Genomic DNA, 22,533 nt, shown 5'->3' on the forward strand with positions numbered 1-22,533 from the left:
CGCGATGCTGACCGATCGCGTTCTCTTCATCGACGGCGAGGCGCTGGTGCTGGACAAGCCCGCCGGCCTGCCGGTCGATCGCCCCCGCGATCGCAGCGCCAGTGTCGAGGCGATGCTGGACGAGCTCACCTTCGGCTTCCAGCGCCCGCCGCACCCGGTCCACCGGCTCGACCGCGACACCAGCGGCTGCCTGTTGCTGGCGCGCAACCCAAAGGCGCACAAGCGCTTCCAGCAGGCGTTCGAGGGCGGCGCGGTCGTGAAACATTATCTGGCCGTCCTGGACGGCGTGCCGGATGCCGATACGGGCACCGTCGACCTGCCGCTCGCCAAGGTAAGCACCCGCGAGGCCGGGTGGCGCATGGTCGGTTCCGCCGACGGCAAGCCCGCGCGCACGCACTGGCGGCGCATCGCGGCAGTCGACGGCCGCGCGCTCGTCGCGTTCCGGCCCGAGACCGGGCGCACGCATCAGATTCGCGTCCACGCCGCCGAGGGGATCGGGATCGCGGTCGCCGGCGACCCCATCTATGGCCGGCCGATCGCGCAGACGCTGACCCTGCTCCACGCGCATCGCCTGGTCGTGCCGCGCGCCGGCAAGCCTGCGGTCGCCGCGCACGCGCCGCTGCCCGCCCGGTTCACCGCGCTCGGCTTTGCCGAGCCCGCTGCGGAGGACGACGGTGATTGACGCGGCCGCGCTGGAGGCCGCGGTGGTCGAGGAACGCTTTCTCGCGGCGACCGGACCCGGCGGGCAGAATGTCAACAAGGTCGCGACCGCGGTTCAGCTGCGCATCGACGCGTTCCGTCTGGGCCTGCCGCCGCACGCCTGGCAGCAGCTGAAGCAGCTGGCGGGCGGCAAGCTGACCGCGGCGGGCGAACTGCTGATAGTCGCGCGGCGGTTCCGCACGCAGGAGGCCAACCGCGCCGATGCCCGCGAACGCGCGCTGGCGCTGCTGGCGCAGGCGCATGTGCGTCAGGCCCGCCGCGTCGCAACCAAGCCGAGCCGCGCGGCCAAGGCGCGGCGCGTCGACGCGAAAAAGGGGCGCGCGCAGATCAAGGCCGGACGGGCGCGCGTGCGCGACGAATAAGCCGGGTCAGTAGGGCGGCGCCTGGACCGCACGCTGGCTGCGCGCGGCATTGGCCCACCATTCAAGGTCATCGGCGAAGCGCGGAAATGTCGCTTCGAGCGCGGCGCCGCCGTCGCCCATCGGCTTGCCCGCGGCATCGAGCGCCCCGGTGATCCCGCCCACCGTCACCGTGCTGGAAATCACCACCATACCCATTTCGGACAGGGTGCCGTGCCAGACGAGTCCGGCACGTGCACCCGCCAGTCGTCCCGCCGAGTAGCTGATGATCGCGGCGGGTCGCCAGAACCATTCCTCGAGGAAATGGTCGGTCAGGTTCTTCAATCCGGGCTGGACACCCCAATTATATTCTCCAACGACGAAAACAAAACCATCCGCATCGCGGATCTGTCCGGCCAGTTCGGCCATCGCCGGCGGGGCGGTGCCGGGCGCATATTCCTTGTGCATCCGGTCGAGCATCGGCAGGCCGACCGCCTGCGCGTCGACCAGCCGGCTGTCATGGCCACGCGCCGCAAAGCGGTCGACCGCATAGCGCGCGAGGCGGATGCCCGCGCGATCCGATCGATAGGAACCGTAGAAAGTCAGTAACTTGAGCGGTTTCATCGTCGTGGTGCCCCCGGGGTTCATCAGGCGGGTCGATCGGTCGGGTGTCCTCCCCTGTCCGGCCCAACCCGCCTGCCATCGGATCGATCCCGACCGATGTCTTGCAGCAAACTGCCGCGGCGACCGAGACGGAAAACCGACGATGGCGGAGCTGCGGCGATCGTCCCGCATTCGCACGACTCGGCGCTCGGAGTCGCTCGGGCGGCCGCCTCGCGCAATTTGATACCATACAGCCGCGGGGCCAGTCGGTTTAGACATGGGCCATGGGGTATGCAGCCATCGGTTCGCCGCTTCGGGACACCACCGGCGCATCCCCGGGGGAACAGATTTGGCGACGTCGCGCAGTCAGTTAGGCGGTGGCCACCTCAATCCGTTGCAATGGCGCGGGTTCGAGGCGAGCACGGGCGTCATCGATTTTGGTCCGCATCACCTCGACCGCGCGATCATCCAGCAATGGACCGGCAGCGATGCGGAGATGCGCCAGCCCGCGCTCGACCATCACCTGTTCGTGCTCCATCAGGGCGGGCCCAAACGCGTGGTGCGAAAGGGGGCCGGCCAGACCCGGGACGAGATCGTCGCGCTGAACAGCTGCACCACCGTCGAAAGCGGCAGCAGCTATCACTGGAACACCGAGGGCCCGATCGCCTTTGCCCATATCTATGTGCGCCCCGACCGGTTCGGCGAGATGGTCGGGGAAGCGTTCAATCGCGATCCGGCAAATGTCCGGCTCGCCGAACGCATCGGCCAATATGACCCGCTGACCGCCAACCTGTTCAACGCGGTGCTGGCGGCCCGCGATCAGCCGGACTGGAGTGCGCTGGCGGAACCCTATCTGGACGCGCTGATCGTGCGGCTCGCCTCGCTCGCCACCCAGGGCGGCAGCTTCGTGCCGCCGCCCCGGCTGACGCTGGCCCCGCACACGGTGCGCCGCGTGCGCGAATATATCATGGCCAACCTGGCCAACCGGATCACGCTGGATGATCTGGCGATGGTGGCTGGCTATAGCCGCTATCATTTCGTCCGGGCGTTCCGGATCAGCGCCGGCTACCCGCCCTATGCGTATCTGATCCGGCAGCGCATCGAGCATGCCTGTGCACTGCTTGCCGGCGGCGACCTGCCGATCGCGGAGGTCGCGGTGCAATCGGGCTTTTCGTCGCACGCACAGTTTTCGACGCGGTTCAGGGAGGTGATGGGCATCTCCCCGGTCGAATATCGACGCCACCGGGGCTGGCGTGCGCCAGACCCCGGCGACCCGGCCGCTGATGTCGCTGTGGACGATCAGAAGCCCTGAACGAGCTGGAAGATGAAGCGTTCGCGGAAGGAATTGTCCGGATCGGTCAGCGGGATCTCGATCCCCGCCAGCGCGAACAGGTTGCCGCCCAGATGCGTGCGCACGCCGGGCGTGATGCTGACATAACTGCCCGGGCCGCTGAGCGATTCACGCCAATTGCCCGAGATGTACCAGGTCAGATCGCCGAGCGGCGCCTTGTCATGATCGGTAAAGGTCTGGCCGATCGCGAAGTTGAGCGCGAAGCTCTCATCAACGCCCGAATCCGGAAATGCGTACGATACGCGGCCGCGGAGCGCGAAACCGCTCCCGACGTCGGTCCAGAAATTGAGCTGGGGTTCGGCCGCGAAGACACCGCCACCGACGTCGCGGACCCGACCGGGATACGCCAGCCGACGCCGGCATTGACGGAGAGGTTACGGTTTTCGAGCAACATCACCTGGGTGGTGATCGTCGCGTCGCCGACATCGGATTCCCCCCCAACGTCGCGATAGAAGGGCAGTTCGGTGCCGATCCAAAACCGCCGCGACAGCGGATAGTTGAAGCGCGCCAGCACCTCGTGCGTTTCCGCGGTCGCGTCGGTGTAGGAATAAGCGAGATGCGCTTCACGCGTGAAAAAGCCGTCCGCGGTCGCCAGCCAGCCCTGCCGGGGCGCACCGCTGTCACCATTGGGCACCGGAATCCACGGCGCGGTCAGTTCGCCGAAAAAGTCCTTCGTCAGCGGCGTCCATTCCTCCGACTGGGCGAATGCGGGTGTCGCACCCCCCAGGCCGGCGATGACGGCGGCCATTGCAAGATATTTCATTGTTGAGCTCCCGATAAACTGGGTGACCCAACCGATTTATGCTGCGCAGCAAACCATGTATTTCGTGCAATGTCGCAATTATCAAAATCGTGCGTCGGCCGGTCTCCGCGTCAGGAGAGCACGACCCGCCGGTAGCGACCGGGCGGCATTCCCATCGCCTTGCTGAACGCAGCGGTGAAATGCGCCTGGCTGGAAAAGCCGCACGACAGGGCAAGTTGTGCAAGCGGCACTTCGCCGGCGGCGAGCATCCGGCAGGCCTCGCTCAACCGGCGATGGCAGACGAACTGATAGGGCGTCTGGCCGGTTGCGCGCTTGAACACCCGCGCAAAATGGAAGATCGAAAGCCCGGCGACGCGCGCCAGGTCGGTCAGCGCGATGTCGCGTGACAGGTTCGCCTCGATAAACTCGATCACCCGGTTGAGCCGGAGCGGCGTCAGGTAGATGCGATCGGCCTCCGCGACGCGATGCGCCGCATCCTGACGGATCATCGTCGCCGCGATCGCGCGCACGATGCCGTCGAGCATGACATCGGCCGCGAAACCCGGCGTTCGTACCTCCCCGACCAGGAAACGCACGAGCTGCGCGAGCCGCGCATTGGGTTCGGTGTGGATCGGCTCGAGTTCCGTCGTGCCCATTTCGGCAGCCGCGCTGCCCAGCAGGCTGCTCGGAAACGAGATCAGCAACGCCGCCTGTTCAGGCGGGCATTCCACGATCGATTCATAGCCGTGCGGGATGAAACTGATGTCGTCGCGGCGCAGCGGCGCGCGCACCCATTTGCCGCCTTCAAAGCGATCATACTGACCGCTTCCGTTCAGGTTCATCGCGAGCAGATCATAGTCGTCGCGCTTCATCACGGCGCGTGCCCGCGATTCGCCCTCGACGTTGACGGCGATGTGTCGCACCACCGTGATCGTCGATGAAGAAGCACTCAGCAATTCCGCTTTCGGCGGCCCCGAAAAGCGGATTGAATCATAGCATGTCTTACCGGTCGCGCCGCCGTAACGCAGCACGTTGCCAGGATCCGCGCGTTCCATGCGGTCCTCCATTCAACGGCGCAGAACCGGGCAACCCTCACCCGTTACGCCGTGGAAACAAGATATCCTGACGACGCCGACGCTTCAACGCGGCAGCGATGCCGGTGCCCAGAAAAGGGCAAAATGGCAAAACCGTGAAAAGGTCGTGCCCGCGATCAATTCATCTTTGCCGGGATCACGGCGGGCGATAGTCGAAGGAGCATCATCGGCCGCAGATGAAAGGTCGACAGCCCCGCGACGACGAACGGCATCGACATGACGAGCGCGTGCGTCGTGTCCCGGTCCGATGGGCAAAGCAATTCCAGTTCGGTCCCCGCCGTATTGCATAAAGCCAAGATAAACTGGCCTCTCCGGCACCAGTCGAGCAACGTCGCCCGCTCCGCCTCATCGTAGAAGGCGACCTCGTCCGGCGAAGGATTCTCGATCAGCCGCAAGGTCACGAGGGTCAGGTCCGGGGGGATTTCCACCGGCTGCGGGTGCTCCAGGTCCTGAAAGAACAGCCGTCGCCAGGGCATCGCGCGCGCACCTTCCAAAGCAAGAACATACCGGCGTGGCGACCACCCGGCCTTTCGCGATATTGCGTCGTCCGGCCTGGTTTTAGCGGAATTTGCTGCGCGATCACGCGGCAAGTTCGCGCAAAAGCGGTGCCAATGCGAAAGCCCCGCGGTCGCCGGCTCCCTAATCATGCGTCAGTGGCACCGATCGAGTCGGGCCGCGAACCAACGAATCGATCGAAGGATAGGGACATCATGCCAAGAGTTTTCACCCGTCAGCTGTGTGCGTTTGCCAGCGTCGGTGCCGTCGCCTTGGGCGCGATCAGCCCCGCCGCCGCCGAAGTCGTGGTCCGTGGCAAGGAAGGCAAGCCGCTCGACGAAATCCGTCAGGCGCCGGGCTCGATCTACCCCGATCTGCGCACCATCGTCGCGCAGCCCTCCCCCTCGGAGGTGAAGCCCGAATATCTGGGCCCGGTGGTGATGCTGAAGTCAGCGCATATCGACCTGGAAAAGGGCACGGCCACCCTTCCGCTGCGCAAGGGCAAGCTGAAGAACGGCACCCCGGTGTGGTTCATCATCACCGACACGACCGACGAAAACCTCTCGAACCTGCACGGCGTCAACTATGCGCCGAAGATGGCCTATGGCCTGACGGGTCGCGGCGCTCGCCGCGCGACCATCGAAAAGGACGGGTCGTTCACCTTTGAAAGCGGCAGCGTCGATTTCAAGCCGGTGCTGGGCGTCACGCCCGGACCCGCCAACGCCCCGTTCCCGCCGGCCAAATTCCAGCCGGGATCGGTCGGTGACGCGACCTATACGCCGATGGTCTAAGTCGAAAACTCGGCCAAATCGGTGATCCTGAACGCGCCGGTGGTCAGCCAGGCCAGCGAAGCCGAACTGAACGCGATGTGCGCAGGCAATGTCGATCACAGCAAGGTGCACGACAAGGTCGTCGCCATCTGTCCGCGTGACGAGACCGTGACGCTGTCGATGACGCTGGGTTTCACCTTCGACAAGCCGATCCAGTATCTCTCGACCGAAGCCAACAACCCGCTGGTCGCCGCGCTGGAGAATGCGACGTTCGCGCCTGCACTCGAAGATCTGCCCTTCGCGCTCGAGGACGCATCGCCCGGCGAGTCGGCCGAGCGCATCGTCGTCGTCGTCAACGGCCCGACCGGCCTCGACAACCCGCATCGCCAGGGCCTGGTCAGCGCCCTGACCGACGGTCGGGGACCGCTCAACATTCTGGGCGGCATCCCGACGATCAATCTCGACTATTCGCCGATGTGGCGGCTGTTCCCCGCCGTCTGGACCGACGAAGCGATCAAGAAGGGCTATCGCTATCGCATGACGAGCGCGCTGCAGGCGGCCGAAATGTCGACGCGCGGCTACCTCAAGAGCCTTGACGGCGGTGATTTCCGCGCGGTCGGCTTCGTCGTCAACTGCCCCGTCGTGTACCGCATCAACTAACCCGGACACGACACTCCCAGCGGGGCGGCTTTCCCCCGGGCCGCCCCGCACCCCCCTTTTTGTAGCGAGTACCGATGCCTGCACCCGCCACGTTGCGTCTCAGCGCGGCGCTTATCGTCGCGGGCATCGCCGCTCCGACGGTCGCGCTTGCCCGGCCCGGACAGGATGCCGTGCCGCCCCCGCCACCTGCCGAGGCGGCAGTGCCGACCGAGGACGCGGCACCGCCGCAAGTCACAGACATGGACGACATGATGTCGACCGATGCACTGGAGACGATGGCGATCGACGACGTGCCGCCCGACATCATCGTCACCGGCATGCGCACCAAGTCGCGCCGCGCCGATGTCGCGTCCGGATCGACGCTGACGGCGGACGCGCTGGCGCGCAACGTCCGCGCGACAATCGGCGAGACGCTGGCACGGCTGCCTGGCGTTTCGTCCGCTTCCTTCGGACCCGGCGCCTCGCGACCAACGTTGCGCGGCTTCAATGGCGAGCGCGCGCGACTGCTGATCGACGGGATCGGCAGCCTGGACGTGTCCAACACCAGCCCCGACCACGCGGTGGCGATCAATCCGATCGTCTCGGAGCGCATCGAAATCCTGCGCGGGCCGACCGCGCTGCTCTATGCGTCGGGATCGACCGGCGGCGTGGTCAACAGCGTCACCAACCGCATTCCCCGCCGCCTGCCCGAGGGCGTCGACGGCGTTGTCAAGGCCGGCTTCGCCAGCGCGGCCAATGAACGCAGCATTGCGGCGGCGGTGAATGTCGGGGTCGGATCGAACATCGTGCTCCATGCCGATGGCCAGTTCCTGCGATCCGGGTTGCTCGAAACCGGCGGCTTCATCCTGGGTCCGACCCAGCGGGCCCAGGCGCTTGCGTCGCCCGACCCGGCGGTGCGCGCGCTGGCCGATCTGGCCGGCGACCTGCCCAGTTCGGCCGCACGCACCTTCGAGATCGCGGGCGGCGCCTCGATCATCCTGCCGACGGGCCAGGTCGGCATTTCATTCGGCACGTTCGAAAGCGAATATGGCCTGCCTACCCGATTCTCGCTCGAGCCCGACGGCGCAGTGCTGGATTCGCGGATCGAGCTCGACCAGCAGCGCTTCGACCTGCGCTTCGAGTTCGACGGGCCGGCGGGAATCGAGACGATCCGCGGCCGCTTCGGCTATGCCGACTATGCGCATGACGAGATCCTGACCGACGACACGGTAACCGCCACCTTCCTGAACACGGCGTATGAGGGCCGGGTCGAAGCGGCCCTGGCCCCTATCGGCGCTTGGCAGCCGACCTTCGGGGCCGTCCTATACCAGCGAAATTTCAGCGTCGTCGGCCCCGCACCGCTGCTGCCGCCGAACCGGACTTCGCAATTTGCTGCATTCATGCTGCACAGCATTTCGCTCGGCGAATGGCGGCTGGAGGGCTCCGCCCGCTACGAGCGGATCGAGGTCGAGGCCGACCGGGACGACATCCTGCGCAACCCCGTTTTCGATCGCGGCTATGACGCGGTTTCCTTTGCTGCGGGCGTCAATCGCCGCTTCGGCGTCTGGAACGTCGCGTTCAACGCCAATTACAGCCAACGCGCACCGGTGGTCGAGGAGCTGCTGACCCAGGGCATCGACCCCGGCACCCAGGGCACGCTGCTCGGCAACACCGCGCTCGACCTGGAACGCAGCTATGGCGGCGAACTGATCGTGCGGCACGAGACCCCGAACTGGGCGCTGGGCGGCACGCTCCACTACACCGACTTTTCGAGCGCCATCTTCGCACGCGAGACGGGCGAGATCATCGACAACCTGCCCGTATTCAGCTTTGACCAGGTCGGCGCGACCTTCTGGGGTTTCGAGCTTGAGGGGCGCGTGCGCCTCGCGCGGTTCGCCGACTGGACGCTGATGCTCGACGGGCTGGCCGACTACAACCGCGCCACCCTGGCCGATGGCTCACCCTTTCCGCGCATCCCGCCCTTTCGCGCGCTGGGTGCGATCGGCGGCGAGAGCGGTACGCTCAGCCTGCGCGCCGAGCTCGAATATGTCGCGGCGCAGCGACGGCTGTCGCCGTTCGAGACGCCGACCGACGACTATGCGACCGTCAACCTGACCATGACGTGGCGGCCGGTTCCGACACGGCCCGAGCTCGCCTTTCAGCTCAGCGCCGACAATCTGTTCGATGCGACCGGGCGGCGCCACGCGAGCCTGCTCAAGGACTTCGCCCCGATCGCGGGCCGCGATATCCGGGCGAGCGTACGTTTCGGGTTCTGAAGATGACTGCGCGGAGATTGCAATGAGCGAGCCGAACGGAGCCACGCCGATGCGGCGGCAATTCTATGGCAGCGACGACGGGGCGTGGCGTGTATCGCGCCAGGTCGCCATCGTGGGGAGCGATGTCGACCGGGTGAGCCATATCGCGCAGCATCCGCCCGCCGCCTGGACGTGGATGCTCGCCGGGACGACCAGCAACCTGCGCTATACCACGCGCGAAGAACGTTCGGCTCTCGCCGCGCCCTTCGCCGGGCAGGAACCCGCGCCGAGCGACCGTGCGGTGCTGATCCCCATCCGCAAGTCCGCCGCATGGTGGGCGCTGGCGCAGGACGAGCGGCTCGCCATCTATCGTCGTGGCCGCCACACGCCGATCGGGCTCGACCACCTGCCGCGCGTGCGCCGAACGCTGTTCCATTGCCGCGAGCTGGGGGGCCCGTTCGATTTCCTGACCTGGTTCGAATTCGACCAGGGGTATGATGCCGGCTTTCAGGCGCTGCTCGACGCGTTGCGCGCGAGCGAGGAATGGGCGTTTGTCGAACGCGAGGTCGAATTCTGGCTGGAGCCCGAGCCGCGTTATGCATGATGTTGATGCGTGATCGGCATTTCCGTTCGCAGGTGCGGTAGAAGAAGCTTCACCGCGCGCGGCGTTGCCACGCACATCAAGCGGTCGGGAACCCCTAACCATGCAGCGTCAGGTCATCGAACACACCAGCGTCGTCCCCGCACATGCAGGCGAAACCGTCATCGCCGACCGGGACGGTCCGGACCGCCGACCCCACATCGTCATCGTCGGCGCGGGCTTTGGCGGTCTGTCGCTGGTACGCAGCCTGCGCCGGACCGATGCGCGGATCACCGTGATCGACCGCCAGAACTACCACCTGTTCCAGCCCCTGCTGTATCAGGTCGCCACGGCCGGCCTGTCCCCCGCCGACATCGCCGCGCCGATCCGCAGCATCCTGTCCGACCAGCCCAATGCGCGTGTTTTGCTCGACGAGGTCACGGGCGTCGACAAGTCCGCCCGGCATGTCCTGCTGCGCCAGGGCGCACCGGTCAGCTATGACTATCTGGTCATCGGCACCGGCGCGCGCCACAGCTATTTCGGCCGCGACGAATGGGCCGATCTCGCGCCCGGGCTCAAGACCATCGACGACGCCACCCGGTTGCGACGATCGATCCTGCTGGCGCTGGAGCGCGCTGAGAACCTGCCCCCCGGCCCCGATCGCGACCGTGAGCTGACCTTTGTCATGATCGGCGGGGGGCCGACCGGCGTCGAAATGGCTGGCGCAGTCGCCGAACTGACCCGCCACGCGCTGGGCAACGATTTCCGTGCGGTGATGCAGTCGAAGCCACGCATCCTGCTCATCGAAAGCGGCCCGCGGGTGCTCGGCACCTTTCCGGAGGCGCTGTCGGACTGCGCGCGCCGTTCGCTCGAGGGACTGGGCGTCGAGCTGCGCTTCGGCGCACCGGTGACCCGGATCGACGCGCAGGGGGTCGAGGTGGGCGGCGAGCGGATCGATTCGGCCTGTGTGATCTGGTGTGCCGGAGTGATGGCATCGCCCGCCGCGCAATGGCTGGGCGCCGAGACCGCCGATCGATCGGGCCGGGTCAAGGTCGAACCCGACCTGAGCCTGGCCGGGCATGACAACATCTTTCTGATCGGCGACGTCGCCGCATGCCCCCAGGCCGACGGACGTCCGCAGCCGGGCGTCGCGCCCGCCGCCAAGCAGATGGGCGAGCATGTCGCCCGCACGCTCGCCGCCCGCATCGCGGGCCGGACGGACCAGCTGCCGCCGCCCTTCGCGTACCGGAATCTGGGCAACCTCGCCACGATCGGCCGTCACCGTGCGGTCGCCGATTTCGGCCGTTTCCAGCTGCGCGGTACGATCGCCTGGCTGTTCTGGTGCATCGCGCACATTTATTTCCTGGTCGGGTTTCGCAACCGCATCGTCGTCGGCGCGAACTGGCTGTGGCACTATGTCACGTTCAACCGCGGGGCGCGGCTGATCACCGGCGGCGATCCAGCGGCATCGCCGCCCCGCCCGGCCCCGCGCGGGGAGGATGCGGTCGCGTGACGCGCACCAGATGCAGCAATATCCTACCAGACTGAGGCGGGCGGCGAATCGATGCTGAGGGGAATGGGCACGATGGGCGGAACATGGCCGGGCAGCTGCCCGCGGATCGAGGACGCCGAGATCGATCCGGCGCAGTTGACTCACCACGCGGGCACGCTGGAGGTGCGGCTCGCGGCGGGGGTCGACATCGTCCGTGCCCAGGCGCTGCGCCACGCGATCTTCGTCGAGGAGATGGGCGCACGGCCGACGGGCGGGTCATCGGCGGGCGGCGCATCGCTCGACCGCGATCATTATGACGAGTTTTGCGACCATCTGGTCGTGATCGACCATGCGCTGCCCGGATTGCCGGTGGTCGGCACCTATCGGCTGCTGCGCGAGCGGGTGGCGATGCAGGTCGGCGGCTTCTATTCGGCGGGCGAATACGACCTCGAACCGCTGCTGCGGCACGGGCTGGCGGCAGGAATGGGCACGCAGCTGCTCGAACTCGGCCGATCGTGCGTCGCGCCGGCCTATCGCAACCACGCGACGATCAGCCTGTTGTGGCGCGCGATCGCCGCCTATCTGGAGGCGCACCGGATCGGCTTCCTGTTCGGATGCGCCTCCTTTGGCGGCACCGATCCGCGCGTGCACGCCGACAGCCTCGCCTATCTGAAACGCTTTCACCTGGCCGCCGCGGAGATCCGCGTGCGCACGCTGGCGCACCATCATGTCGAAATGGACGAGGGCGCGGTGACCGGCGACCTGACCGGGCGGGAATTGCCGCCGCTGATCAAGGGCTATCTGCGCGTCGGTGCCAAGGTTGGCGACGGCGCGTTCATCGATCATGACTTCAACACGGTCGACGTGTTCATGGTCATGCCCGTCGAGCATATCGTCGGCCGCTATGGGCGCCGCTTCGGCCTGGTCCAGCCGCCACGGCCCCCGCATGGCGGCTAAGCGCCTCGACCGGTTACATGCCGATTGCGCATCGAAAGCATAGGAACCCGGCATTTCCGTCAGCGTCCCATCAGGTCCAAATGACGGATGCCGAAGGCGTGCCGCACGCCTTCCCCGAATTGGATGATGGAGATTGTTATGCGCCGTTTCACCCGCTCGCTCGTCATGATCGCCGGCAGCCTGGCGTTCACCGCCGGCCTGCCCGCCGCGGCCTGGGCAAAGACCGAGCCCGTCTATACCGGCCTGCTCGATAACGTCGCCGTGTCGGGCTACGACCCCGTCGCCTATTTCACCGCGGGCAAGCCGGTGAAGGGCGATGCCAAGTTCAAGACCAGCTACAAGGGTGCCGAGTTCCGCTTTGCCAGCGCCGAGAATCTGGCGAAGTTCAAGGCGAACCCCGCCGCCTATGCCCCGCAATATGGCGGCTACTGCGCCTGGGCGGTGAGCCAGGGCTATACCGCGTCGGGTGACCCGAAGGTGTGGAAGGTCGTCAACGGCAAGCTCTATCTGAACTACAACGCCGAGGTCGGCGAGCGCTGGTCGAAGAATATCCCCGGCCACATCAAGGCCGCCGACGGCAACTGGCCGAAACTGCTCGCCAAGTAACCGCTGGCGTCACGCTCACCGCATTTTGAGGGAAATGTCCGATGTCGATCCTTCGCCGCATTCAGCCGATCTTCGTGCTGTTCATCGCCTTCGTGTTCATCCAGTCGCTGTTCTTCAAGTTCACCAACTCGCCTGAGACGGTGCACATCTTCGGGACGCTGGATGCATGGGCCACGGGCCTCGGCTTTCCCGGCCTGTTCGCGCCGTCGGGCATCTTCTCCCAATATGTGATCGGTTCGGCCGAACTGGTCGCGAGCCTGATCCTGCTCGCCAGCCTGATCCCGGCGCTGCGCGGCCTGCGTCCCTTCGGGGCGCTGATGGCGATGGGCGTGATTTCCGGCGCAATCGTCTTTCACCTGTTCACCCCGCTCGGCGTGTCGGTCCCCAATGCCGACGGGACGCAGGATGGCGGGCTGCTGTTCGGGCTGGCGTGCCTGGTGTGGATTTCGTCCGCGATCCTCATCCTGGTCAACCGCGACCGGCTTCTCGCACTGGTCGGCGGCGGCAAGGGCAAGACCAGCTTCGCGTGAACGGGGCGTCGCCGGTCATCCTGGCACTTTCGGCGGCGAGCGGCCTGGCCTTTGGCTATGCCGCTCGCCGTGGCAGCATCTGCATCGTCCGCGGGATCGAGGGCGTCTTCGATGGACGGTCGCCGCGCCTGTTCCTCTCCTTCTTCCGCTGCAGCCTGTGGGTCATCGCGATCAGCGTTCCGATCCTGTGGCTTGATCCCGATGCACATCTTTCCGCCATCTATTTCCCGACGCTGACCGCCGCGCTGGCCGGGATGGCGTTCGGCGCGGGCGCCGCGATCAACGGCGGCTGCTCGTTCGGGACCATCATCCGGCTCGGCGCCGGCGATTTCAGCTATCTTGCGACGTTGCTCGGCATGCTCGGCGGCTTTCAGGCGGCCGCGTTCACGCACGGCGTCGTCTCGGCACCCCGACCGATGGGGCGCAGCCTGCTCGAGACGATGGGCACGACGGCGGTCATCGTCCTGGTCATCGCCTGGGTCTTCGTCGTGCATGAGCTGGTGCGCGGGCGGACGCGGCGCGGCGACGGGGGCGACTGGTCGCCCGAGGGCGCAGCAGCGGTGATGGGCGTGACCGGCGGCCTGCTTTATGCGCTCCACGGCAGCTGGGCCTACACGATCGTCCTGCAACGCGGGGCGGAGACGATGCGCGCCGGCGGCATCGCCGATTTCGACCTGTTGCTGATCTCGCTAGCGAGCGTCGGCGGCGCGATGTTCGCGGCGTGGCGCACCGATGCGTTCGTTCCGCGGCTCAACGGTCGTGAGTTGCCCCAGCGACTGGTTGGCGGGTTCGTCATGGGCATCGGCACCGCCTGGATCCCCGGCGGCAACGATGCGCTCGTCCTGCACGGCTTTCCCGGCCTGTCGCCGCACGCGCCGGTCGCCTATCTGGCGCTGATCGCGGGCGCCAGCCTGATGCTCGCCCTGCCGCGCTGGATTGAGCGGCGAATGGCGGCGATGCGCTAGGATTGCTGGCCGAGATGGTGGTCGAGCGTGGCGGCGATGACCGTCCGGCAACGATCGGCCAGCCGCTTGCGATCACCGTCGGCGGGCTCGGGCGGATGCAGCACGATCCGGCAACGCAACCGTCCGCGCGCGATCATCATCAGGAAATGCGGCAGGAATTCCTTGTCGCCGTCCCACGCCACCGCTTCCAGCTCGCCCGGTTCCCAGGCGCGCGGCGGACCAGGCGAGTAACACAGCGTCACCGGCTGCACCGCGCCGCCCGCCGCGGCGAACAGCGTCGACCGAAACGGCAGGACTCGGCGGCCGTTCGACGTCGTCCCCTCGGGAAACAACACGACCGGCCCGCGGCGCAGCGCCGCCGCGAGCTGTGCGATCTGGTCGCGCGCCGCGCCGCGCGCGCCACGCGCCACGAACAGGGTCGGGTTGAGCGCGGCGAGCCATCCCAGCAGCGGCCAGCCTCGGACGTCCGATTTGGCGACGAAAGTCGCATCGATCGTCGCGCCGAGCACGAGGATGTCGGTCCACGACATATGGTTGGCGACGACCAGCGGTGCTGCACCCACTGCCGACAAACGCCCGACCACGTCGCGACGGATGCCGAGCGCGGCGCACAGCATCCGGTGGAACAGCCGCGCGATCGGCGACGGTCGTCCCCGCGTTGCGGCGAGCCACAGCAGCTGGGGTACCAGCAGCATGGCGATGCCGACGAGGACGGTGACGACGAAGCGCGCGATCCGCAACGCGGCGACGATCCGGCGGACGGCCCCGGCGCCCGGCACGCCCGCGTTCACGATTTCGCATTCGCGCGCAGTTTTTGATCCTTGCTCAATCCGCCCCCGCATCGCCACAAACGAATCGCAATCGCGTCCAATGCGTGGCACCGAGAGGCGGAGAGTGGCCGTTGCCGCACTGGGTGATTCTGAACATGGAGATGCATCAGGTCCGCTATTTCCTTGCCGTCGCGCGCACCCTCAATTTCACGCGCGCTGCGGACGAATGCAATGTGACGCAGCCGTCGCTGACCCGTGCGGTGCAAAAGCTTGAAGACGAGCTCGGCGGACTGCTGTTCCGTCGCGAACGATCGCTGACTCATCTGACCGATCTGGGCCGCATGATGCTGCCGCATCTGGAACGGACGTTCGAGGCCGCACAGGCCGCCAAGGCGCTGGCGCAGGGGCTCAACAAGGCGCAGGTCGCGCCGCTTTCGCTGGGGGTGGCGCATTCCGCATCCTGCCCGGCGCTGAGCGAGGTCATCCGGTCGGTCGCCGACAGCCTGCCCGGTTTCGAGCTGAGCATGACCACGGGCCATTCCGGCGACCTGATCGATCAGGCGATGAAGGGCGAGCTTGACCTGCTGCTCGTCGAAGCGCCCGATGGCGGGCCGGAACGGCTGGAGGCATGGCGGCTGTTCATCCAGACCTATCGCATGATCACCGCCCCCGACCACCGGCTGGCGCGCAGCCATGAGGTGCCGATCGGTGAGCTTGCGTCGGAGATCTGGGTGGATTGCGGCGGTGACGGCGCGGCCCGGCTGCGCGCGCAGGCCGCGCTCGCCGGCTTTACCCCTGATTTTCGCCATCGCACGAACCATTACGACCAGACGCTGGTGATGGTGCGCGGTGGGCTGGGCAGCGCTTTGATGGTCACCCCCGGGGTGGACGAGCGGCTGGGCGTGCTGTCCATCCTGGATGCCGACATGATGGCGCCGGTGGTGCTGGCGGGGATTGCCGGACGCAAGCGATCGCCCGCGGCCGATGCGTTCGTGCGTGCCGCGCGCGCACGGGCATGGCCCGACCGCTGACTTGCGCCGGCGCCTAGAGCGCCGCCAGGACGGAAAGCACGTCCGACGGATCGGCCCGCTTGCGGAAATCGGGATCGAGAAACGCATAGCGCACGATCTTGTCCGGGGTCAGCACGAAGGTCGCGGGGACCGGCAGAAGCCCATTGTCGGTGCCGTAGATTTCCGAAAGATCGAGGCCGCAGTCGAGGTAGCGCCGGCGAAGATCGGCCTCGCAGTGAAAGGCGAGCCCGGCCATGAGCGCAAGGCCGTGATCGATGTCGCACAACACGAGCGCCCCAGGTCCCAGAATGTCGCCGAGCACCTTTGCGCGCCCGCCCACTTCCGCCGCGATCGAAACGAAGCGCGCGCCAAGCCCGGCGAGATCGGCCTCGTGCGTGCGCCACGTCGCAAGCTCGCTGCGGCAATAGGGACACCAGCCGCCGCGATTGAAGCTGAGCACCAGCGGGCCATTGGCGACCATCGTGTCGAGCGAGTGAAAGCGGCCGTTGATGTCGGGCAGGACGAAATCGACGAACCGATCGCCCGGCCTCGGCGCCAGCTCGCCGACGCCCAGGCCCCGCAATCGCGCGACGAAGGCGTCATAGATCGGCATCCAGTCCTCAAGGGTCTGGCTGCATTCGACCAGCTTGTCGCGAAGAGTCGGGGGCTGAGCCATGTCGGCCCTATGCCCGCGAAACCGGGTCCGACGGAAGGGGGCAGCGCGCATCAGTTCGATAGGCGGCGCGTATCGCCGCCGGGGATGCAATGCACACCGGCTATCGAACCAATCGCAACCAGGCATTTCTCGCGGCTCGCGCGCTCCGCCACAAGGATGTGCCGATCCGGCCATGTGGAGCGAGACGATGGAACCGAGCTACGCGCTTGCCGATATGCTGACCGCGGTCGCGACGCAGCCGGTTCCGCTGGTCGTGACCATCCTGATCGCGACCTTCCTGCTCGAGGACGTCGCGGTCGTCACCGTCGCGCTGCTCGCATCCCAGATGCTGCTGGATCCCGGCATCGCCATTGCGGCGCTGCTGGCCGGAACGATCCTGGGCGACGTGGTCCTTTATGTCGCCGCACGCTGGTTCGGAAGCTTTGGGCCGATCGCGCGCCTGCTCGCCCAGCCGCTCGTCCAGTCGGCGCTCGCCTGGATCAGCCGAAACGCCCTGCCGATCGTCATCCTCGCGCGCTTTGCGCCGGGTTTTCGCCTGCCGGTCTATCTCGCCGCCGGCGCGGTCCGCATGCCGATCAAGCCCTTCCTTGCCGCGGTGATCGGCACCGCCCTGCTGTGGACGCCGCTACTCTTCGTGATCTCCTCCAAGCTTGGGATGCAGGGCGTCGGCCGCTTCGGCGGGCTCGGCTGGGGCATCGCGATCGGCGTCGTCGTGCTGATCGCCGCGTCGCCCGCACTCCTGCGTCGCTGGCTTCGCCCGGCGGCTGCGCTGCCGACCGATGCCGCATCATGAAGGGCGAATATGCGATCTTCCGCTTCGACGCCGACCTTGCCGTCGAGCATGTCCACGCCTTTTACCGCAAGCACCGCTTCCCGCCGCACAGCCACGCCGATTACCTGATCGGGCTAACCACCGAAGGCACCGAGGACTTTGTCCAGGCCGGCCAGCCCGGCAGGTCGGCAGCGGGCAGCCTGCGCACGATCAACCCCGGGGTCGTGCACGAAGGCGGCAGCCTGCCCGGAAAGGGGTGGGGCTATCGCGCGCTGTTCCTCCCGCCCGAGCGGATGCGCCGGGCAATCGCCGCGGCGGGGCAAAGCGGCCTGCCGATCCTGGCCGGCCCGGTAATCACCAACGCCGATGTCGCGCGCGCCTTTACCCGGCTCTCCGAGACATTGGTGTCGACCGCCGATGCGGCCGACCGCGAAGCCGCGCTGACTGATTTTCTTGCGCTGCTGGTCGAACATGCCATCCTGGGTGCCGGTGCCACGGCGCAGAGCGTCGAACGCGAGGCCGTGCGCCGCGTGCGCGAGCATTTGATGACGGAGGCGAACAAGCGCGTGACCCTGGAGCAACTCGTCGAGATCGCCGGGATCAGCAAATTCCACCTGATCCGGGTCTTTCGCGCGGAAACCGGCCTGACGCCGTGGCAATTCCAGACCCAGGCGCGGATCGACATGGCCAGGCGGCTGCTCGCGATCGGCGAGCCGGCGAGCCAGGTCGCCGCCGCGTGCGGCTTCGTTGATCAAAGCCACCTTACGCGACGCTTCCGGCGTATTGTCGGCACGACGCCCGCCGCCTACCGCGGGGGCATCCGCAGCGGCCTGAACAATCAGGTCGTGGCGTGAGCGACGGCGGGACTGCGATGACCGGAACAGGATTCAGCACACCGCGCGGGCTGGCCGTATCGACGCACGATCCAGAGGTCGCTGCCCTGCTGCACGCCTTTGAAGAAGAACTGCTCGGCTATGGTCAGGGCGCGGCGATCGTCTTCACCGCGATCGCGCGTGACCCTGAATGCGCGATCGCCCAGGCCTATGGCGCGGCCGCGCACCTGTTCGCGCTGACCCGGGCGGCGATTGCGCGCGCCCGGCCCTATCTGGACGGTGCCCGGGCCGGCCGGGCGGACAGCGCACGCGAACGTGGCGTCATCGCCGCCATCCTGGCATGGGGCAACGGGCAGCCGCAGCTGGCGATTGCCCGGCTGACCGCGGTGCTCGACGACGAGCCGCGCGACCTGTTCGCCGCCAAGCTGTTGCAATATCTGCAATTCGCCAGCGGTCGTTCCGCCGATATGCTGCGCACCGCGACGATGCTGGTGCGTCACCACGAACTCGACGGCCGCGTCCACGCGATGCACGCCTTCGCGCTCGGCGAGACCGGCGATGCGCGCGGCGCCGAGCGCGCGGCCCGGCGCGGCATCGCCCTCACTGACGATCCATGGGCGCACCATGCGCTGGCCCATGCCTTCGATGCCATGGGCCGTGCGCGTGACGGCGTCGACTGGCTCGAGAGCCATGCGGCCGCCTGGGCGGACTGCTCGTCCTTTCTCTACACCCACAATTGGTGGCACGCCGCGTTGTTTCACCTCGAGCTGGGCGACATGGCGCGCGCGATAGAGCTGTACGATGCGCGCGTGTGGGCGCGACGGCACGATTACTGTCAGGACCAGATCAACGCGGTGGCCCTGCTTGCGCGGCTCGAGCTGGCCGGCGGCGACGTCGGCGACCGCTGGGCGGAGCTGGCGCGCGAAATCGCACCGTTCGCGGGCGACGCGGTCGATGGCTTTCTGGACCTCCATTACGCCTATGCGCTGGCACGCAGCGACGCAGGCGACGCCCTGGGCGATCTGATCGCGGCGGCCGATGCCCATGCGGGACGGGCCGAAGCGCCGTGGCGCATGATGATGCCCGACGCGCTGGCCGGGATGATCGCGCACGCGACCGGCGACTATCCGCGCGCGGCGATGCGCCTGGGCCATGTGCACGACCAGCTGCACCTGGCGGGCGGCAGCGTGGTCCAGCGCGACCTGTTCGCACGCATCGCTGTCGACGCGCTGTTGCGCAGCGGGGACATAGCGGGCGCGCGCGCACTGGCCCGGCGCGCCGCACCGGCCGTACGGCGATGCCATGCCCGGCTGATCGTGGACACGGCCGACACGCTGGCGGCATGAAGGCGCGTGCCGTACCGCTGGCACTCGCCGCGGTCGGGCTGGCGGGCAGCGCGGACAAGCCGGCCGGGCCCGCCGCCGTGACGCGCGAAAGCTATACCACCGCCGTACCGCCGGGTTGGCGGATCAGCATGTTGCGCGGCGGCACGCCGGGCGGACGGCGGGTCATCTTCATCCACGGCACCCCGGGCGATGCGGCGGGCTGGCGCGCGACCGTCGAAAACGCGCCGGCGGGGTTCGAATATCTGGCGATCGACCGCCCCGGCTTTGGTCAGTCGCAGCCGGCGGATGCGGTCGTCACGCTCGCCGCGCATGCCGATGCGATCGCCCCGCTGCTCGTGGCGCGCAACGGCCATTGGCCAATCCTGGTCGGCCATTCCTATGGCGGGCCCGTCGCGGCCGCGGCGGCGGCGCGAATGCCGGAACGCGTCGGCGGGGTGATCCTGCTCGCCGCCGCGCTCGATCCGGGACAGGAAAAGGTGCACCCCGCACAATGGGTCGGCGAATGGCTGACGCTCAAGGGATTGCTGCCGCGCATGCTTGCCAATGCCAATCGCGAGCTGCTGGCGCTGAAGCACGAGCTGATCGCGCTGGCCCCGCGACTGGACGACGTGCGCCAGCCGGTGACGATCATCCACGGCACCGCCGATGTACAGGTGCCCTATGCCAACGTGCCCTACATGACCGCGCGTTTCACCGCCGCGCACCCGTTGCGCGTCATCCGCCTCGACCGCCAGGACCATTTCCTGCCCTGGAAGCACCCCCGCGTCATCGCGCGCGAAATCGCGATCATGGCGCGCGCGACATGATGACGGGCAGCCCCGCCATGCCGCCGCTCGATCCCGCGCCGGTGGTTTCGCGCTTCGAGTTCTGGCCGGCGTGGCGCTTCTATCCGCCGGTCTGGGCGTGGCTGGTCCTGCTGGCGATCCGGCACCGCGGGCTGCGCCTGCCGCTGCTCGCCAATCCGAGCTTTCCGGCGGGCGGGCTGGTCGGCGAATCGAAGAGCCAAATCCTCGACCTGGTCGGGGGCGACGCGCGGCAATGGGTCGCGCCCTATATCGCGTTCGACCGGGGCGAAGACGACGCCGCGACGACGGCCACACGTGCCCGCGCGGCCATGACTGCGGCGGGCCTCAGCCTGCCGGTCGTCGCCAAGCCCGATCTGGGCTGCCGCGGCGCAGGCGTGCGGCCGGTGCGCGATGGCGATCAGCTGGTCGCCTATCTCGCCGCGTTTCCCGCCGGGCACCGGCTGCTCTTGCAGCAGATGGTCGATGTCGAGGGCGAAGCCGGCGTATTCTACGTCCGTCCGCCGGGCGCGGCGCAGGGGCACATCTTCTCGCTGACGCTCAAGCATTTTCCGCATGTCGTCGGCGACGGGCGGTCGACGCTGCGCGCGCTGATCCTTGCCGATCCACGCGCCGGCCCGCTCCACCACCTCTATTTCCACCGCCATCCCGATCGCCTCGACCTGGTCGTCGCGGCGGGCGAGCGCGTGCGGCTGGCCTTTGCCGGCAGCCACAGCCGCGGCGCGATCTTTCGCGATGGCGCGCGCCATATCACGCCCGAGCTCACTGCACGCTTCGACCAGATCGCGCGCGCCATTCCCGAATTCCATTTCGGCCGCTTCGACGTGCGCTTCGGCGATTTCGCGGCATTCCAGCGCGGCGAAGGGTTCCGCATCGTCGAGGTCAACGGCGCGGGGGCGGAGGCGACGCACATCTGGGACAGCCGGATGCGGCTGCGCGACGCCTATCGCGTGCTGTTCACCCAGTTCCGGTGGCTGTTCGCGATCGGCGCAGCGAACCGGCAGCGTGGTTTCCAGCCCGACCGGTGGCGCGACTTCATCCGGCTGTGGCAACTGGAACGGCGGCTCGTCAGGCTCTATCCGCCGACCGCATGATCCGTCCCGAGCCACCGCCCGCCGGTTTCGACCCGACCGACTGGAAGGCGCCCGCGACGCAAGCCTGGGCATTTCGCCATACCGATACTTTCCTGCCGCATCGCATCGTGCCCGCCGCCGTCCGGCCACGTGCGCTGCCGCGGGCGATCCGGCCCGATCCGCCCGGCTGGGCCACAATGATCGCGCCCGCCGATGCCAGCGCGGTGATCGCGGTGACCGACGGTGTCGTCCATCACGAGGAATATCGTCCGCCGATGCGTGTCGACGACCGGCATATGCTGTTTTCGGTCACGAAGTCGGTTTTCGGCCTGATCGCCCGCATCCTGATCGACCAGGGCGCGGTTACGGAGACGCGTCGGGTGGTCGACTATCTGCCCGACTTTCGCGGCACCGCCTTTACCGACGCGACGCTGGGCGCTTTGCTGGCGATGCGCGACGGGGTCGCGTTCGACGAAAGCTATGCCGATCCGCGCGGCGAGATTCATCGCTACTCCAGCCATTACTGGCGCGATGCCCCCGGCGGCACGCGCGCGGCGCTTAAGACGATCGGGCGGCGTGCGCCGATCGACGGATTCGCCTATCGCACCCCGGTCGCCGACATGATCGGCTGGGTGCTGCGCGCGGCGACGGGGGCGCGGCTCGGCGATCTGCTCGGCGAGCTGTTATGGGTGCCGATCGGCGCGGCGCATCCCGCCCACCTTATCCTCGACACCGCAGGCGACGAGATCGCCGGCACCGGGCTGAACGCCGTGCCCGAGGATCTGGCGCGCCTTGCCGCGATGCTGAGCGCGGGCGGTAGCGTCGGCACCCGCCGGGTGATGGCGGAGGCGAGCGTCGCCCGGATGTTCGGCCCCATCCAGGCGATCGGCGACGACGTTGAGCGGCGCGGCTGGGGCTATCGCGACCTGTGGTGGCAGCAGGGCGACGGCGTGATCGGCGCGATCGGCGTGCACGGCCAGCGACTGCTGATCGACGGGCGGACCGGCACCGCGATGGTCAAGACCGCGTGGCGGCCGTCCCCGTCGAACGACGGCACCCACGCGCTTCATCGGGAGATGCTGCGGATGCTTGGCAGCGCAGTTACGGGATAGA

General features: G+C 67.8%; 25 protein-coding genes. 19 read left to right on the forward strand and 6 right to left on the reverse strand.

What is annotated here, in order from left to right; genetic code table 11:
- The first annotated feature begins 4 nt into the window (after nucleotides 1-4).
- On the forward strand, nucleotides 5-682 hold the full coding sequence (locus AX676_RS06465) for an RluA family pseudouridine synthase (protein ID WP_066482156.1): 678 nt from the start codon (nucleotides 5-7) through the stop codon (nucleotides 680-682).
- Nucleotides 678-1,082, forward strand: coding sequence for an alternative ribosome rescue aminoacyl-tRNA hydrolase ArfB (gene arfB, locus AX676_RS06470; RefSeq protein ID WP_197417194.1), 405 nt, complete (start codon nucleotides 678-680; stop codon nucleotides 1,080-1,082). The genes AX676_RS06465 and arfB overlap by 5 nt, the downstream gene beginning before the upstream one ends.
- A gap of 6 nt (nucleotides 1,083-1,088) precedes the next feature.
- On the opposite strand, the gene AX676_RS06475 is transcribed toward arfB, so the two are convergent.
- A complete protein-coding gene (locus tag AX676_RS06475; RefSeq protein WP_231726155.1) occupies nucleotides 1,089-1,706 on the reverse strand; it encodes an NADPH-dependent FMN reductase in 618 nt (205 codons plus the stop codon).
- Between the two features lie 304 nt (nucleotides 1,707-2,010).
- Between AX676_RS06475 and AX676_RS06480 the strand changes: the two genes are divergently transcribed.
- Nucleotides 2,011-2,973 (forward strand): helix-turn-helix domain-containing protein, encoded by a 963-nt coding sequence (locus tag AX676_RS06480; RefSeq protein WP_156454144.1) that lies wholly within the window; start codon nucleotides 2,011-2,013, stop codon nucleotides 2,971-2,973.
- Nucleotides 2,974-3,148: 175 nt separating this feature from the next.
- Here AX676_RS06480 and AX676_RS06485 read toward each other — a convergent pair whose 3' ends face one another.
- The 3 genes from AX676_RS06485 to AX676_RS06495 form a co-directional block, all read right to left on the reverse strand.
- The gene (locus AX676_RS06485; protein WP_066482166.1) at nucleotides 3,149-3,775 is read right to left on the reverse strand and encodes a hypothetical protein; all 627 of its coding nucleotides are present in this window, start codon (nucleotides 3,773-3,775) and stop codon (nucleotides 3,149-3,151) included.
- A 110-nt stretch (nucleotides 3,776-3,885) separates the two neighbouring features.
- On the reverse strand, nucleotides 3,886-4,809 hold the full coding sequence (locus AX676_RS06490; protein ID WP_197417193.1) for an AraC family transcriptional regulator: 924 nt from the start codon (nucleotides 4,807-4,809) through the stop codon (nucleotides 3,886-3,888).
- 155 nt (nucleotides 4,810-4,964) lie between these two features.
- Nucleotides 4,965-5,324, reverse strand: a complete 360-nt coding sequence (locus tag AX676_RS06495) for a hypothetical protein (protein WP_066482170.1) — start codon at nucleotides 5,322-5,324, stop codon at nucleotides 4,965-4,967.
- 234 nt (nucleotides 5,325-5,558) lie between these two features.
- On the opposite strand from AX676_RS06495, the gene AX676_RS06500 reads away from it, so the two are divergent.
- From AX676_RS06500 to AX676_RS06540, 9 genes are all read left to right on the forward strand, one after another.
- Entirely contained in the window at nucleotides 5,559-6,134 is a 576-nt protein-coding gene (locus AX676_RS06500) for a hypothetical protein (protein WP_156437818.1), read from the forward strand.
- 21 nt (nucleotides 6,135-6,155) lie between these two features.
- Nucleotides 6,156-6,773, forward strand: a complete 618-nt coding sequence (locus AX676_RS06505; RefSeq protein WP_066482173.1) for a hypothetical protein — start codon at nucleotides 6,156-6,158, stop codon at nucleotides 6,771-6,773.
- Nucleotides 6,774-6,847: 74 nt separating this feature from the next.
- Complete coding sequence (locus AX676_RS06510; RefSeq protein ID WP_066482175.1) at nucleotides 6,848-9,028, forward strand: TonB-dependent receptor; 2,181 nt, start codon at nucleotides 6,848-6,850, stop codon at nucleotides 9,026-9,028.
- Nucleotides 9,029-9,050: 22 nt separating this feature from the next.
- Nucleotides 9,051-9,611 carry a chlorite dismutase family protein gene (locus AX676_RS06515; protein WP_197417192.1) on the forward strand — a complete coding sequence of 187 codons (561 nt, stop codon included), beginning with the start codon at nucleotides 9,051-9,053 and terminating at the stop codon, nucleotides 9,609-9,611.
- Between the two features lie 100 nt (nucleotides 9,612-9,711).
- Entirely contained in the window at nucleotides 9,712-11,100 is a 1,389-nt protein-coding gene (locus AX676_RS06520) for an NAD(P)/FAD-dependent oxidoreductase (protein WP_066482177.1), read from the forward strand.
- Between the two features lie 51 nt (nucleotides 11,101-11,151).
- Nucleotides 11,152-12,036, forward strand: a complete 885-nt coding sequence (locus tag AX676_RS06525) for a GNAT family N-acetyltransferase (RefSeq protein WP_231726154.1) — start codon at nucleotides 11,152-11,154, stop codon at nucleotides 12,034-12,036.
- A gap of 138 nt (nucleotides 12,037-12,174) precedes the next feature.
- The gene (locus tag AX676_RS06530) at nucleotides 12,175-12,642 is read left to right on the forward strand and encodes a YHS domain-containing (seleno)protein (RefSeq protein WP_066482179.1); all 468 of its coding nucleotides are present in this window, start codon (nucleotides 12,175-12,177) and stop codon (nucleotides 12,640-12,642) included.
- A 41-nt stretch (nucleotides 12,643-12,683) separates the two neighbouring features.
- Nucleotides 12,684-13,172 carry a hypothetical protein gene (locus AX676_RS06535; RefSeq protein ID WP_066482180.1) on the forward strand — a complete coding sequence of 163 codons (489 nt, stop codon included), beginning with the start codon at nucleotides 12,684-12,686 and terminating at the stop codon, nucleotides 13,170-13,172.
- Nucleotides 13,169-14,137, forward strand: coding sequence for a YeeE/YedE thiosulfate transporter family protein (locus tag AX676_RS06540; RefSeq protein ID WP_066482183.1), 969 nt, complete (start codon nucleotides 13,169-13,171; stop codon nucleotides 14,135-14,137). The genes AX676_RS06535 and AX676_RS06540 overlap by 4 nt, the downstream gene beginning before the upstream one ends.
- Here the strand turns inward: AX676_RS06540 and AX676_RS06545 are convergent.
- Nucleotides 14,134-14,928, reverse strand: a complete 795-nt coding sequence (locus AX676_RS06545; protein ID WP_197417191.1) for a lysophospholipid acyltransferase family protein — start codon at nucleotides 14,926-14,928, stop codon at nucleotides 14,134-14,136. The genes AX676_RS06540 and AX676_RS06545 overlap by 4 nt on opposite strands.
- A 134-nt stretch (nucleotides 14,929-15,062) precedes the next feature.
- Here AX676_RS06545 and AX676_RS06550 point away from each other — a divergent pair, with 134 nt between their 5' ends.
- Nucleotides 15,063-15,938 (forward strand): LysR family transcriptional regulator, encoded by an 876-nt coding sequence (locus AX676_RS06550; RefSeq protein WP_066482195.1) that lies wholly within the window; start codon nucleotides 15,063-15,065, stop codon nucleotides 15,936-15,938.
- A gap of 13 nt (nucleotides 15,939-15,951) precedes the next feature.
- On the opposite strand, the gene AX676_RS06555 is transcribed toward AX676_RS06550, so the two are convergent.
- A complete protein-coding gene (locus AX676_RS06555; RefSeq protein WP_066482197.1) occupies nucleotides 15,952-16,593 on the reverse strand; it encodes a peroxiredoxin-like family protein in 642 nt (213 codons plus the stop codon).
- A 187-nt stretch (nucleotides 16,594-16,780) separates the two neighbouring features.
- On the opposite strand from AX676_RS06555, the gene AX676_RS06560 reads away from it, so the two are divergent.
- Genes AX676_RS06560 through AX676_RS06585 form a run of 6 tightly spaced genes read left to right on the forward strand, consistent with a single transcriptional unit; the run spans nucleotide 16,781 to nucleotide 22,532 of the window.
- Nucleotides 16,781-17,386, forward strand: coding sequence for a DedA family protein (locus AX676_RS06560; protein WP_197417190.1), 606 nt, complete (start codon nucleotides 16,781-16,783; stop codon nucleotides 17,384-17,386).
- A complete protein-coding gene (locus AX676_RS06565; protein WP_066482201.1) occupies nucleotides 17,383-18,219 on the forward strand; it encodes a helix-turn-helix transcriptional regulator in 837 nt (278 codons plus the stop codon). The genes AX676_RS06560 and AX676_RS06565 overlap by 4 nt, the downstream gene beginning before the upstream one ends.
- A gap of 17 nt (nucleotides 18,220-18,236) precedes the next feature.
- Nucleotides 18,237-19,544 carry a hypothetical protein gene (locus AX676_RS06570; protein ID WP_066644643.1) on the forward strand — a complete coding sequence of 436 codons (1,308 nt, stop codon included), beginning with the start codon at nucleotides 18,237-18,239 and terminating at the stop codon, nucleotides 19,542-19,544.
- Nucleotides 19,541-20,350, forward strand: a complete 810-nt coding sequence (locus tag AX676_RS06575; protein WP_066482208.1) for an alpha/beta fold hydrolase — start codon at nucleotides 19,541-19,543, stop codon at nucleotides 20,348-20,350. Before AX676_RS06570 ends, AX676_RS06575 begins: the two co-directional genes overlap by 4 nt.
- Nucleotides 20,347-21,441, forward strand: coding sequence for a hypothetical protein (locus tag AX676_RS06580; RefSeq protein ID WP_066482209.1), 1,095 nt, complete (start codon nucleotides 20,347-20,349; stop codon nucleotides 21,439-21,441). The genes AX676_RS06575 and AX676_RS06580 overlap by 4 nt, the downstream gene beginning before the upstream one ends.
- Nucleotides 21,438-22,532, forward strand: coding sequence for a serine hydrolase domain-containing protein (locus AX676_RS06585; protein ID WP_066482210.1), 1,095 nt, complete (start codon nucleotides 21,438-21,440; stop codon nucleotides 22,530-22,532). The genes AX676_RS06580 and AX676_RS06585 overlap by 4 nt, the downstream gene beginning before the upstream one ends.
- Nucleotide 22,533: the final 1 nt, after the last annotated feature.

It is taken from the genome of Sphingomonas sp. CCH21-G11, from assembly GCF_001555965.1.
Classification (GTDB): Bacteria; Pseudomonadota; Alphaproteobacteria; order Sphingomonadales; family Sphingomonadaceae; genus Sphingomonas.

Coding starts and splice junctions, on each gene's coding strand:
- AX676_RS06500 (WP_156437818.1), top strand. CDS start 5,559: ATGCCAAGAGTTTTCACCCGTCAGCTGTGTGCGTTTGCCAGCGTCGGT.
- AX676_RS06585 (WP_066482210.1), top strand. CDS start 21,438: ATGATCCGTCCCGAGCCACCGCCCGCCGGTTTCGACCCGACCGACTGG.
- AX676_RS06535 (WP_066482180.1), top strand. CDS start 12,684: ATGTCGATCCTTCGCCGCATTCAGCCGATCTTCGTGCTGTTCATCGCC.
- AX676_RS06515 (WP_197417192.1), top strand. CDS start 9,051: ATGAGCGAGCCGAACGGAGCCACGCCGATGCGGCGGCAATTCTATGGC.
- AX676_RS06490 (WP_197417193.1), bottom strand. CDS start 4,809: ATGGAACGCGCGGATCCTGGCAACGTGCTGCGTTACGGCGGCGCGACC.
- AX676_RS06465 (WP_066482156.1), top strand. CDS start 5: ATGCTGACCGATCGCGTTCTCTTCATCGACGGCGAGGCGCTGGTGCTG.
- AX676_RS06520 (WP_066482177.1), top strand. CDS start 9,712: ATGCAGCGTCAGGTCATCGAACACACCAGCGTCGTCCCCGCACATGCA.
- AX676_RS06525 (WP_231726154.1), top strand. CDS start 11,152: ATGCTGAGGGGAATGGGCACGATGGGCGGAACATGGCCGGGCAGCTGC.
- AX676_RS06550 (WP_066482195.1), top strand. CDS start 15,063: ATGGAGATGCATCAGGTCCGCTATTTCCTTGCCGTCGCGCGCACCCTC.
- AX676_RS06570 (WP_066644643.1), top strand. CDS start 18,237: ATGACCGGAACAGGATTCAGCACACCGCGCGGGCTGGCCGTATCGACG.
- AX676_RS06560 (WP_197417190.1), top strand. CDS start 16,781: ATGGAACCGAGCTACGCGCTTGCCGATATGCTGACCGCGGTCGCGACG.
- AX676_RS06485 (WP_066482166.1), bottom strand. CDS start 3,775: ATGAAATATCTTGCAATGGCCGCCGTCATCGCCGGCCTGGGGGGTGCG.
- AX676_RS06530 (WP_066482179.1), top strand. CDS start 12,175: ATGCGCCGTTTCACCCGCTCGCTCGTCATGATCGCCGGCAGCCTGGCG.
- AX676_RS06555 (WP_066482197.1), bottom strand. CDS start 16,593: ATGGCTCAGCCCCCGACTCTTCGCGACAAGCTGGTCGAATGCAGCCAG.
- AX676_RS06495 (WP_066482170.1), bottom strand. CDS start 5,324: ATGCCCTGGCGACGGCTGTTCTTTCAGGACCTGGAGCACCCGCAGCCG.
- AX676_RS06510 (WP_066482175.1), top strand. CDS start 6,848: ATGCCTGCACCCGCCACGTTGCGTCTCAGCGCGGCGCTTATCGTCGCG.
- AX676_RS06565 (WP_066482201.1), top strand. CDS start 17,383: ATGAAGGGCGAATATGCGATCTTCCGCTTCGACGCCGACCTTGCCGTC.
- AX676_RS06475 (WP_231726155.1), bottom strand. CDS start 1,706: ATGAACCCCGGGGGCACCACGACGATGAAACCGCTCAAGTTACTGACT.
- AX676_RS06575 (WP_066482208.1), top strand. CDS start 19,541: ATGAAGGCGCGTGCCGTACCGCTGGCACTCGCCGCGGTCGGGCTGGCG.
- AX676_RS06580 (WP_066482209.1), top strand. CDS start 20,347: ATGATGACGGGCAGCCCCGCCATGCCGCCGCTCGATCCCGCGCCGGTG.